This window comes from Campylobacter sp. MG1, assembly GCF_026616895.1.
Lineage (GTDB): Bacteria > Campylobacterota > Campylobacteria > Campylobacterales > Campylobacteraceae > Campylobacter_E.
In genome coordinates, this window is sequence record NZ_JANYME010000003.1 from 70282 (window position 1) to 84098 (window position 13817).

The following is a 13817-nucleotide window of genomic DNA, read 5'->3' on the forward strand; positions in this document are numbered from 1 at the left end:
TTTTTGTAATACAAATTTAAAAGTATAAATTAAAAGATTTAATTTTATTATCAAGGCGTAAAGCCTTGATAATTTTATTATCTAATATCTACTTCAATAGTGAATGAATTATTAGAATCTAGATAGCTATTTCCAGCATTTGGGATAACTTTAATATTGTCTTTTACATAAGATTGTGTTTTATATTTTGTATCAAAATCATAATCTAAAACATTTACCTTAGTTCCGTAATCAGCCACATATTTAACTTGTGAAGCTAAATCTCTTAAATAACCATCATAAACAACACTAGAAGCTGCTGCTGGATTATCTTTAGTCTTAATAACTCTTTCTTTTTTAGCCTCGTCAAAATACACAAATTGAACTTTATTGGTGTTAATTGTATTTTTAAAGCAACTAGCACCTGCTTTGCAAGATATGTCTTTAAATTTCAATGTAGTAAACGCTACATCATAATCTTTATCTAAAGACTTCTCTTTTGTATAAGTTACTGGAGAACCTATTTCTACTTTAGCTTTTGAATCCTTTGTTATAACAAATTTAGGTAATAAATTAAATTTATTATTAACAGTCTTAGGATATCTCAAACCTAAAATTACTTTACCATAATTTTTCGCACTAAATAAATTTTCATCATAATCACTTAATTTATTTTCTGGTTGTAATTGTGATAATTTACTATCAAAGCCACTATTTAAACCTGTAACATTAAACTCAAGTTTATCATTATTACTTAAAGTTAAATCTGATTCAACATTCACTTTTATCTTATTAAAATCAGTAGCATTGATATTGCTATATTTAAAATCATAGGTAACTTTTGCACTGTCATTAGAATATTTTTTATAAAAATATTTATCCTCACTACCATTATTTACTACATTTTGTAATTGAATAGGGAACATTAGCTGATCGTTATTGTCATCACTAAACGCTAAAATATTTAAACTATCTCTTTTCAAACCAACTTCGTTCTCTACTTTTTCAACATTAGCATAATTTAAATTCTCATTAGCTGTGAAATTTACACTTATCTCATTACCTGGAGTTTGACAATTAATTTTACCATTTTCATCAATTTTATTAGCATTATTTTTAGCATCTTTAATACCATCTTCTTTTGTAAGAACTTTGTTATCATTCGCACAAATACCTAAAACAAAATCTGATAAAGTAAATTTACTCTCTGCTAATGCTATTTTTGCATCTGTTAGCATAGGGAACACTGTTTTAATTTTTACATTACCATCAGTTGTAAAATTAGCTATAGGTGTATTTTTAACAACTAATGTTCTTAATTGTTCAGCATTTTCATTCTCTAAATATAGTGTTTTTATAGTGTTTTTAGAATCATTAACCCTTAATTCAGCTATACCTACACCAAATCTATCATCTTTTTTATCAGTTGTAAATACAACATCATTATTAGTATATGAATCATCAACCTTTCCAGCTTTTTTATCAAATGTATTTTTACCATTTACCTTATATTCTATGCTTTCTGGTCTAATACTAAATTTATTTGTTGTGCCTTCACCTAATTGATAGCATTCTTTACCTATCTCATCATATTCAGCCATTATAAATTTAAATTCATAATTTTGACCTACTGGTAATTTATCATTTAGTTTTAATGTTAAAGGTTTTCTAGTTGAATAATAACCATCACATTTATCATTTTTTTCACTTAATTTTTGATTTTCGTTATAAACGGTTGCATTTAATGGATTACCATCTTTATCAAAAAACTTAACAAATTGCTCATCATAAGGATTAGTAGGATTTATAAAACCTAAATAAATGTCTTGATTATTTGTTCTAGTATAAACACTATTTACTGTTTGTACGCCTGTTACAACTCTATCATTCTTTATAATACTATCAGGATTTTTAGGATTATAAGCTGTTCCAAAGGTAACTTTAGGCATTTCAACATTACCTACTCTAATCTCTGCTTGTCCTAATTGACAACCATCTACTATGTCATCAGCATGTGCTTTAGCAACTCCAACACATTTTCCATTTTCTTTGTTAAAATTAGCTTTTTGAAATAATGGTCTATCATATTCTCCATCATTATCTACTATCTCATTAACTTCTAGAATAAATGTAAATATCTTACCTTCATCAAGCTCTTTTTGACTAACTTTTACTAATTCTTGGAATTTACCTTCAGTAAATTTTAAACCTAAACCATCAATTCCTTCTTTAGGGACAAGTTCTAATCTTACATTTTCTACCATTGTGCTAAAATCAGTATTATCTAATTTGTTACCATTTTCTGCAACTAATTTCTTTTTCAATGTAAATTTAGTTAAGTAATATTTATGTTCTTTACCCCTTGAAATTCTTTTAGGGATAACATCACCTTGATTTGTAAGGTGAAAATACACATCGTTTAGATTACTTACTCTTAATTGAGTAGCTAAATTTTTACTACCTTTATTTACTGAATCTGTGATTAATAAAGCATCTGCATCTGGGTAAAATGTAACATTAACAGCACCACTCATTGAAGAATTTGTGAAATATTGCTCACTAGGAAACGCTGGTCTTGCATTTATACTTACTAAATTGCCCTTGCCTTGCTCATAAATACCTTTTCTATCACCATGAGTTTTATGAATACTGAATGAGAAATTGTTTGTTACACTAGAAGTACCAGCTTCGGTTGTATAATAAGGTCTTTGTTTATAATAATCAAAATAATTTATCCTAGAATGCATATAAGTTTTACTTTCTACATCATAGTTATAACACTTAGTAGGTCCGCCTAAATTTCCACCCTCTTTAAATGATTTTGTTCCATTAAAATATTCATCGTCATTTATATAAGTAATCCTTGAATTTTTTAACAATAAATATTCTAAAACTTTAGGAGTAACCTTGCCATTTGTGTATGCATCATAATACCAGTTATAAATATTGCAAGCACCTTGAGCGTTATTGTAATTGCTCTCATCTAAATACAACAACCTATTACCAGCTTGGTCAACTAATTTACCACTTCCATCTTGCTCTGTAAAATTTTGCAAATGTGCTCTATTATTGCCCTCACCTATACCATGACAATAATCTTTAACATTTATATTACCAACTACTAAATCAGCGAAATTTTTAATTTTCCAGTCACCATCGCCATCCATTGGTAAATTTTCAGTCATATATATTAATAATCTAGAATTAGCGTAAGCTGTAGTGCTAACTTCTATCCTACCCGTTGTATCACTTTTAAATTCTTTAAAAATATCTTGCATTACATATGGCTCACCTTGATTTGGTTTCATACGAAACTCAGGCTGTGGAGAAAAACTAAATTTATTAGTTGTTCTAAAATTAACGACATCGTTTAGCTTACGATTTTGATATAGATTATATTCTGTTATTGTTCTTACTTTGTTATTTTCTAAATATGCTTTAATATCATTTAATTCTTCTTGTAATACTTTTTTACAATTATCACTAGCATTAGCAAGTAAATTTTTAATAACTCTTTCATGTTTATCACCTACAAAATAACTGCAAGTTCCATAACTTTTATCATTATTTACACCACTACCTAAATAATTTTTATTGTATTTACAAAACGAATATATCTTAGCATAATCATAATTAGCACCACATTGTTTTAATAAATCAAGCCTAATTTTTGACTTATTAGTTAAAATGCTTGTATGATGAAACAATGATGGATTAGTAGCTATATCCAAACTACTATCTTGGACACATTGAATATTAACTGGGTCATTTATCTTTCTAATCTTAGTGCAATCCTCAAAATTATACCTATATTTATCATTTCCCCAAGTTGGATCAGCCGGACTAAAAGTAAAACATTTAGACAAGTGTTCGTTAGAATTACTGGCACCATCATTAATATTAATTCCTAATCTTAATTCATCAGCATTAATTTGATAAAACGCTGATAATAATGTTAAAGAAAAGACTAATTTCTTATTCATATCCCTCTCCTTATTAAAATCTTTAATTTGCTATTATAATCACTTATATTAAATACATATAGCCCTTTAGTGCAAATATGATTAACCTATTTATTTTTAGGTCTAAATACCTTTGGTGCATTTTCGCTCTCATTTATATAACTTGCATTCATTAAGTCTAGGCAATATGGTATCGCAGGAAAAATAGGCTCTATACATTCACGAATTGCTTTTGGCTTACCTGGGAGATTGATTATTAGAGTTTTACCCCTTGTCCCTGCTAATTGACGGCTTAGGATTGCTGTTGGGACAATCTTAAGTGAGCTTGCACGCATTAATTCTCCAAAGCCTGGTAATTCACGCTCGATTGCTTTTTTTGTTGCTTCTGGTGTAACATCTCTTAAAGCTGGTCCTGTTCCACCTGTGGTAAATACCAAATCGCATTCAAATTCATCAGCCATTTTAATAATCTCATTTGTAATCAGCTCTTCTTCATCAGGGATTAATGAGTATTTAAAATCAATTTCATTTAATAAATATTCTTGCATAATTTTTCTAATCTCTGCTCCACTAATATCTTCATAAACTCCTGCACTTGCTCTATCTGAACTTGTAATTATCCCTATTTTTATATTATCCATTTTTATCCTTTAAAAAAATATTTCTTTATTTAAAAGCAATTCATTTGCTGTATTTTTAATCTCTTCTTCATAAGCTTTTAAATATTCTTTACATTCTTCTTCTAAAGATGATAATTCAAATTCCACATAAAATTTGCTTAATTCTTGTATTTTATCTTTATCTTTAGAAAAATTATTGTAATTTTCGCCTAAAAATAATTCATTTGCTAACATTCCTGATAAAAGAATTTTGATTTCATTTTTTATTTCTGAAAATGATTTTATATGCTCGTTTGGATAAAAATACTCAAATGTAAATAAATTAGCATAAATTAAATTCGCATCACAAATCTTTGCCATAGTGATTTTACCTGCTTGATAAATAGCTTGAATATATTGCTCGTTTTCGCTTAATTCTAAATCTTCGCTAATGCCGTGCTTTATCACTAAAATCTCATGTATTATTTCTCTTTCGCTTAATCTATCTCTTAGTAATAATTCATTTTCTAAGCTTTTAAAAGAAGCCCCGCTAAAACCTTTTGAAATATAAGCTAAATAATCTAAATTAAAATCAGAACTTATTAAATCTTTTTTAACAAGTTGTTTAAAGAACTCTATTCTGTCGCTGTAATTTGGTAAGGTAAAATGAATTTTTTTATCAAATCTTCTAAGTAAGGCTGGGTCTAAAATATCCGCTCTATTTGTAGCTGCTAGTATTAAAACACCATTTAAATCACTAAAGCCATCAATTTGTGTTAAAAGCTCGTTTAATGTATTTTCTCCGTCATTAGATAAAACATTTCCACGCTGTTTGCCAAGTGCGTCTATTTCATCAATAAACACTATACAAGGTGCTAATTTTTTTGCATTGTCAAATAATTCTCTAACACGCCTAGCTCCAAGACCTACAAAAATTTCATTAAAGCTACTTGCACTTTGATATAAAAAATTCACCCCACATTCATTTGCTAACGCTCTTGCTAACATAGTCTTACCTACTCCACTAGCACCAGTTAATAAAACTCCTTTTATCAAACAATGATTATTTATTTTAAAAATTGAACTTAGTTTTCTTAATTCTTCTTTAGCCTTAAACTGACCTATGACATCATTAAATTCAGTATTTGATTTTAAAACAAATTTATATTCTGGCTTTAAAAAACTATTAACTGCACTATTATTTGATGGTATTTTCTTTTGTAATGATTTTAGATAATACAAATAATAAATAAAAGCCACCACCATAATAAACATAAAAATTATAGAATAATCAAAATCATTTTTTTTACTAATACTTGTAGTTTTTAAAATATCTTGCACTATTTCATCATTTGCTAAAATAGAATAATCTTTATTATTAGCGCTAAAATAAATCATATCATCATATAAATAAACATTTTTTAAATCATATTGTCTTAAATTTTCAAATTCTAATAATGATATAGTTTTAGGACTTTTACTAATAAAAAAAATACCTAACGATATCAATGCTAAAAATATACATGTGAATATTATTTTTATTTTTATATTAAATTTTTGCTTTATTTTTGTCAATTTCTACCTCGTAATCTTTAATATTTATCCAAGTTTTTAATAAGTCTTTATCTGATTTGATTTTAATTAGATTAAAATATTGGTCGTATCCTTGATAATAGCCGTCTTTAAACTGCTCTACTAATACTATTAAATCTTTTTGATTTTTTCTAAATTCATAATTTTTTAATCTAGTAATTTCTTTAATCTCGTTTAATCTTTGCTTTGAGATATTTTTATCAACTTCGCCTAAAGTCTTTGCTAATTCTACGCTTTTTGTCCCGTCTCTTTTAGAATACACAAAAGCGTGAAGATGAGTTATAGGGAATTTCTTAAAATTATTAATAGCATCAGCCCATATTTCATCACTCTCACCTGGATGACCTACTATATAATCAGTGCCTAAGGCATAGCCTTTATTAGCTAAATATTCAAATAATTCTAAGTCTTTATAAGCTTTATTTCTTCTTTGCATTAGTTTTAGCATTTTTTCATTTGTGTGTTGTAAGGCTATGTGAAGATGTTTTTCAATAAAATCTTCGTCTAATAATTCTTTAAACTCATCATCAATTTGAACCGGCTCAATGCTACCTAAACGAACTCTTTTAATCCCATTTATTTTGCTAATTTCTTTAAGCAATTTTGCTAAAGATAGATTTAAATCTTTTCCGTAACTACCTATATTTGTGCCTGTTAAAACTACTTCTTTATAACCATTATTAGCTAGGGTTTTTATCTGATTTATAATTTGCTCTAATTTTAGGCTTCTAGCTCCGCCCCTTACACTAGGAATAATACAATAAGAACAAGCAAAATCGCAGCCTTCTTGGATTTTAACAAATGCTTTTGTATGGTTTTCGTAATTGCTTACTATTTTTTCATCTATGAAATTTAGATTTCCTAAATCAAATTCCTTTGGATTTAGTATAAACTTATTTATATTTGATTTTAAAGACGCACCCATTACACCATCAACTATTTTGCTATCATATAAGCTTTTGCCAATACTTGCCGCAGCACAACCTGTTAAGATGAACTTAGTATTTGGATTATGATTTTTAATATGTCTTATATATTGCTTTAAGCCTAAATCAGCTTGATTAGTAACCGTGCAAGAATTGATTACTATCATATCAGCTTGCAATTCATCATTTATTATTTCATTATCTTTTATGTAGCTTTTGATTAGTTCGCTATCGTAAATATTGGTTCTACAACCAAAAGTTTTAATATATATTTTCATTATTATCCTTTAAAAATGGCTGATTATTTCTTTTATCCATATAAATAGTTTGTGATGGGAAAGCTAATTTTATATCATCACTTGCTTTTAATCTTTTAATAATTTCTTCACTTACCAAAGAACGCATTTTTAAAGTTTCTCTTGAATTTGTCATAAACCATACTGAAATTTTAACCCCATATTGCTCTAAAAATACAAACATTCTAACATCAGTTCCTGAGTTTTTCATTTGATAATGATTTCTCATTTTTTGTATTGCTTTTTTTGCACTATCACTAAATGCTTGAGTGTGAGTATTTACTGCTTCTAAAATAATTTGTTTAGCTTTGTCAATATTGCTTGAAAAATCTATTACTATATCTATTCCGTCCCAAACCGTTTTCATATAAGAATAATTATAATTTGATATAAGCTCTGTGTAAATATAATTATTAGGTATATAAATAAGCCTACCTGCACGACGATTTTGAGTATATGTAGTATAAGTGATATCTTCATATATAGTCATTTTAAGTAAAGATATATCAATAATATCCCCTACATAAGTAACGCCATTTTTACTAACTTTTACCCTATCACCTACATGAAAACCGCCACCAAATTGTAATGTAACCCAACCAAGTAAGCTCATAAACATATCTTTCATTGCAATAGCAAGACCAGCTGATGCAAATCCTAATACGCTTACTAAATAGCTTATATTTTCAACAAAATAAAATATTGAAAATAAAGAAACTATTATAAATGTAAAAATATTTAATATTTTTTGAGATGTATATACCTTATCTTTGTCATCCACATATTTTCTAATTAATTGTCCCAACAAATAACGAGAGATAATAATACATATCATAACAGCTATAAAAAAAATAGCTTCATCGTATTGTTTTTTTATATCATCATCAATTAATTTTAAAATATTATTTACTTTGGCTTTATAAATTTCATAGGCATTTTTGATATTTTCTAAAGCACCTGAATAATCATTTAATTCTTTAGTAGTATATAAATATTCGTTTTCTAAACTAACATTATTATCAATATTTATTAATTCTTCTAAATAACTTTTTTTTAATTCTAATTTACTTACTAAATTTGAAAAATCTTTTAATTTATTTTCATAATCTATTTTTTCATTTAATAAACTCTTACGCTCACTAAGACCTTCTAAAACTAAATATATATTAGTGATTTTTTTATATTCAATAGGTTCTAGTGGTAAATTTAAATATTTTATAATATTATAATATTCATAGTCTTTTAAAACATTTAATTTATCCTCTAAAATTTTTACCTCATTTAAAATTTCATTTCTTTTTGCCTTACTAGATTTTTCTAGCTCATTATTAGCTAGTTCTAATTCTTTTTTTATCTTTAAATATTCTTGATAATTTTTATAGTTTTTAATAACAATATTATCTTTTATTTCGTTATTAATTTTATGTATTTTCTCTTTTAAAGTATAAATTTCTTCTAAATTTTTTGTCAAATCAATATCAGTATCAGCAAAAATATTAGTTAAAAATAATATTAAAGCAAATAAAAATCTCATTCAAATTCCCTTAAAACTTTTAATATTTCATCTTTTGAAATATCATTTTTAATAATGCTTAAATCTTCTTTGCTAGGTAAAATAAAGTTGATTTTTCCACTTAGAGTTTTTTTGTCTTGAAAAAATCCTTCATAGAATTTAGAAGATGAATTGATTTTATAAAATGTAGGTAGATTAAAATTCTTTAAAGTATTTAAAATACTTATTTCAAATTCTTTTGAAATTAAACCTAAATTACAAGCCAATTTATTAGCCATAACCATACCAATAGCAACAGCTTCTCCGTGTAAATAGCCTTTATAATTCGTCTCATTTTCTATAACATGAGCAAAAGTATGACCATAATTTAGTTTCATTCTAAGATTATCTTCAAACTCATCATTTATTACTACATTTGCTTTAATTTTTATTGATTTTTCTACAAATTCTAAGATATTATCAAAAATATCATCAAAACTTAATTTGCTTAATTTGTTATAAAAATCCAAATCAAAACAAACAGCCATTTTAATCACTTCAGCCATAGCAGCACTTAATTCAGCCTTTTTTAAAGTCTTAAAATAATTTGTGAAAATATAAACAGCACTAGGTTGCTTGAATGTGCCTATTAGATTTTTACCATAAGCATTGTTTATGCCTGTTTTACCACCTACTGCTGCATCAACACTAGCAAGTAAGGTTGTAGCTATATTTATATGTTTTATTCCACGCTTATAAATACTAGCTACAAAGCCACCAATATCGCTAATTACCCCACCGCCAAGATTAATTAGCAAATCACTTCTACTAATTTCAGCCTTAAATAGTTCTTCTAAAATATAATTAACGCTTTCTTGATTTTTGTATTCTTCTCCATCTGGTATAACTATTATCGCTTTTGGTTGTTTTCCTATTTTTTGTAAAACATCATTTAAGTATAGTTTTTCTAAAGTTGTATTAGTTAAAATTACATAATCTTTATTTATTTTTAATTCTTCATCTACATAAACTTTATATGCTTTATCTTTTAAATCAATATCTATTACCATAACCTCACCTTATTACATCATAATTTTTTGGAATACTATATTTAAAAATATCATCATTTATTTTTAAATTAATTTTTGAATTTATAAAATCTATGCTTACTTGATTATCTAATTCATCTTTATAACTTATATTTGTTAAAAGATTATTAAGCACTTTTACATAATAAATTATATTATCATACTTAGCTTTATAGATTACAAAATCTTCTTTTTTTTCATATAAAGAAACATTTTTTAAAATATTTGTTAAATCAATTTGTTCTTTACTAATAATTACTTGTTCTAAGTCATCATCAATTATTACAACTTCATTTTTAGTAATATAAACTTTTTTTTCATCAGGGTTTAAGTATTGCCATAAACTTTTTTCATTTTGATAATAAAATTTACCTTCATATATTAAAGTTTTATTACTCAAATCAACTACTTTTTGAATAAAATCAGCTTCAAAACTATTGTAATTTATATTATCAATTTTAAATGCAAAAGCAAAAATTCCACAAATACAAAGCAAAAAGATTTTTTTAATAATCATTTAAATACCTTTTAAATATCCTTTTATTTATTTTAACAAATATAATTATATTCAAAAATCAAAACCAAGAGGTAAATTTAAATGTTTAAAAATATAGCAAAATGTATATTTGGAACTCGTAATGATAGACTTCTTAAAGCCTACAAAAAAAGAGTATTAAAAATAAATTCTTTAGAAGAAAAATATCAAAAATTAAATGATGAAGAAATTAAAAGCGAATTTCAAAACCTACAAAATAAAGTGCTTGAAGACAATAATAATTTAGATTTAGTTTTAGAAGATGTATTTGCAATAGTAAGAGAAGTTAGCAAAAGAACGCTTGGAATGAGACATTATGATGTGCAATTAATAGGCGGTATGGTTTTAAATGATAAAAGCATAGCAGAAATGAAAACAGGGGAAGGAAAAACCTTAGTAGCAACCTTACCTGTGGTATTAAACGCAATGACAAAAAAAGGCGTTCATGTAGTAACAACAAATGATTATCTAGCAGCAAGAGATGCTAATGAGATGAGTGCTATATATAATTTTCTTGGTTTTAGTGTTGGTATTTTAGTAGGAAACGACCATAGAAATAGAAAAGCTGTTTATGCGTGTGATATTGTTTATGGAACTAATAGTGAATTTGGTTTTGATTATTTAAGAGATAATATGTGCTTTGATGCTGAAGATAAAGTTCAAAGGGGACATTATTTTGTAATAGTTGATGAAGTTGATAGTATTTTAATAGATGAAGCTAGAACTCCATTAATAATTTCAGGGCCAACCAATAGAACATTAGATGGCTATATAAGAGCTAATGAAGTAGCTAAACAAATGGTTCGCGGAGTTGCACCAGATGATCCTAAAGAAAAACCTAGTGGAGATTTTATAGCAGATGAGAAAAATAGAACTATTTTAATTACAGAACAAGGAATTTCAAAAGCAGAAAAATTATTTGGAGTTGATAATTTATATAGTCTTGATAATGCTATTTTAGCTCATCAATTAGACCAAGCTTTAAAGGCTAATAATTTATTTTTAAAAGATACTCATTATGTTGTTAAAGATGGCGAAGTAATGATTGTAGATGAATTTACAGGTCGTATTAGCGAAGGAAGACGCTTTAGCGAAGGCTTACATCAAGCACTTGAAGCTAAGGAAGGGGTTAAAATCCAAGAAGAAAGTCAAACTTTAGCAGATATTACCTACCAAAATTACTTTAGAATGTATGAAAAACTTGCTGGTATGACAGGAACAGCCCAAACTGAAGCAACTGAGTTTTCTCAAATATACAACCTTGATGTAATTACAATCCCAACTAATGTGCCTGTAATTAGAAAAGATTTAGATGATTTAATTTATAAAACTCAAGATGAGAAATTTAAAGCCGTAGTTGATGAAATAAAAAAAGCTAACGCAAAAGGACAACCTGTATTAGTTGGAACTGCAAGTATTGAAAAAAGCGAGCTTTTACACGAGTATTTAAAAAAGGCAAAAATAGCTCACAATGTATTAAATGCTAAAAATCACGCTCATGAAGCTGAAATAATCAAAGATGCAGGTAAAAAAGGAGCAGTTACTATTGCAACTAATATGGCTGGTCGTGGTGTTGATATAAAAATTACTGATGAGATTAGAGAATTAGGTGGCTTATATATAATAGGAACTGAAAGACACGAAAGCCGTAGAATTGATAATCAATTGCGTGGTCGAGCTGGAAGACAAGGTGATCCTGGTGTTAGTAGATTTTATTTAAGTCTTGAAGATAATTTATTAAGAATTTTTGGTGGAGATAAGCTAAAAGCAATTTTTACTAGATTAAAAATCGCTGAAGGCGAAAGCATAGAAAGCTCACTTGTAACTCGTGCAGTAGCAAGTGCTCAAAAAAAGGTAGAAAATCTTCATTTTGAAAGTAGAAAACATATACTTGAATATGATGATGTAGCAAACGAACAAAGAAAAACTATATATAAATATAGAAATGAATTGCTAGATACAAATTATGATATTGAGACAAAAGTTGAGCAAAATATAGCTGAATATGTGGATTATTTAATTCATAACTTAAATGATTTAAGTGCTGAAAATTTAGTAGAATTATTCAAAAATGAAATTAATTTGGAGCTAGATTTAGAATTATTAAAAACTTTAAACACAGAAGAAAGCAGAAGTGTTATTATTGATGCAATAACTACTATGTTAAAAGTTAAATTTAGCATAGTTCCTGATAGTGAAAAGGAAAGAATTGAAAAATTATTATATCTACAAGTTTTAGATGGTGCTTGGAGAGAGCATTTATATCAAATGGATATTTTAAAAACAGGTATTGGTCTTCGTGGATATAATCAAAAAGACCCATTAGTAGAATATAAAAGAGAAAGTTATAATTTATTTATGGAGCTAGTTGAAAGAATTAAAAGTGAAAGTATAAAAGTATTGCTAATAATTCAACTAAGAATGCCTGAAACTAATGAAGAAATTCAAGAAATTGAAAAACCTATCAAAAAGCAATCAAGAAATGAACCTTGTGCTTGTGGTAGTGGTAAGAAATATAAAGATTGTTGTGGTAAAAGTGGGCCACAAAAAGGCGTATTTGCTTGAAATTCTTTATAATTAATCTTGAGCAAGATATAGAAAAAAGACAAAAAATAACAGCCCTTTGCGAAAGCTTAGGGCTTAATTATGAAATAATTAAAGCTGTATATGGCAAAGCGTTGAGTGAAGATGAAATAAAACAAAACACCTATCCTAAAGAAGAACAATTAAAATTATTCAAAAGAACTTTAAGCCTTGGAGAAATAGGCTGCGCTATGAGTCATAGATTGTGTTATCAAAAAATTATAGAGCAAAATCTAGAAGATGCAATTATTTTAGAAGATGATGCAGTATTTGATAAAAATTTATTAGAATTTTTAAAATATAAAAATGAATTTCCTAAAGATTTAGAACTTTTATTATTAGGTCATTATAAGCAAATGTATTACGATGATGGTTTTATGATAAATAGTCCTTTTTATAAATATTTTAATATTCAGATAAAAAAATGGAATATTAAAAGAATTGTTGGTGGTGGTAATGGAACCCATGGTTATTATATTACCAAAAAAGGTGTAAAAAAACTATTAAACTTAATGAATAAAATATATATTCCAGCAGATTGGTATACAAATAATGATAGACATACAAATTTATATGCTTTGTATCCTACATTAATTAATCCAGATTTAGCAGAAACAAGTTCTACACAAGTAAATCCAATTAATAAAAAACGCTCAAAAATCAGTAAATATTTTAAATTATTTAAAACTAAAATACAATTTTTTATCCCGTCTTTAATGAATTTAAGAAAATATAAATAATATTTTTTATTTTTTGCTATTATA

General features: G+C 26.6%; 9 protein-coding genes. 2 read left to right on the forward strand and 7 right to left on the reverse strand.

All coding sequences use genetic code 11. The features are described 5' to 3' along the window. Positions 1-77: 77 nt before the first annotated feature. The 7 genes from NY022_RS03285 to lolA all read right to left on the reverse strand — a co-directional run bounded on the left by NY022_RS03285 (position 78) and on the right by lolA (position 10452). Entirely contained in the window at positions 78-3962 is a 3885-nt protein-coding gene (locus NY022_RS03285; protein WP_267523537.1) for a hypothetical protein, read from the reverse strand. Positions 3963-4048: 86 nt separating this feature from the next. After that, entirely contained in the window at positions 4049-4582 is a 534-nt protein-coding gene (gene mog, locus NY022_RS03290; RefSeq protein ID WP_267523538.1) for a molybdopterin adenylyltransferase, read from the reverse strand. 9 nt (positions 4583-4591) lie between these two features. After that, a complete protein-coding gene (locus NY022_RS03295; protein WP_267523539.1) occupies positions 4592-6115 on the reverse strand; it encodes an AAA family ATPase in 1524 nt (507 codons plus the stop codon). After that, positions 6090-7337 (reverse strand): tRNA (N(6)-L-threonylcarbamoyladenosine(37)-C(2))-methylthiotransferase MtaB, encoded by a 1248-nt coding sequence (gene mtaB / locus NY022_RS03300; protein ID WP_420707978.1) that lies wholly within the window; start codon positions 7335-7337, stop codon positions 6090-6092. Before mtaB ends, NY022_RS03295 begins: the two co-directional genes overlap by 26 nt. Beyond that, entirely contained in the window at positions 7321-8889 is a 1569-nt protein-coding gene (locus NY022_RS03305) for a mechanosensitive ion channel domain-containing protein (protein WP_267523540.1), read from the reverse strand. The genes mtaB and NY022_RS03305 overlap by 17 nt, the downstream gene beginning before the upstream one ends. Beyond that, positions 8886-9917 carry a 3-dehydroquinate synthase gene (gene aroB / locus NY022_RS03310; RefSeq protein ID WP_267523541.1) on the reverse strand — a complete coding sequence of 344 codons (1032 nt, stop codon included), beginning with the start codon at positions 9915-9917 and terminating at the stop codon, positions 8886-8888. Before aroB ends, NY022_RS03305 begins: the two co-directional genes overlap by 4 nt. A 4-nt stretch (positions 9918-9921) precedes the next feature. Then, positions 9922-10452 carry a LolA-like outer membrane lipoprotein chaperone gene (lolA, locus tag NY022_RS03315; protein WP_267523542.1) on the reverse strand — a complete coding sequence of 177 codons (531 nt, stop codon included), beginning with the start codon at positions 10450-10452 and terminating at the stop codon, positions 9922-9924. Between the two features lie 81 nt (positions 10453-10533). Here lolA and secA point away from each other — a divergent pair, with 81 nt between their 5' ends. Further along, positions 10534-13035 carry a preprotein translocase subunit SecA gene (secA, locus tag NY022_RS03320; protein ID WP_267523543.1) on the forward strand — a complete coding sequence of 834 codons (2502 nt, stop codon included), beginning with the start codon at positions 10534-10536 and terminating at the stop codon, positions 13033-13035. Then, positions 13032-13793, forward strand: coding sequence for a glycosyltransferase family 25 protein (locus NY022_RS03325; protein ID WP_267523544.1), 762 nt, complete (start codon positions 13032-13034; stop codon positions 13791-13793). Before secA ends, NY022_RS03325 begins: the two co-directional genes overlap by 4 nt. Positions 13794-13817 lie beyond the last annotated feature (24 nt).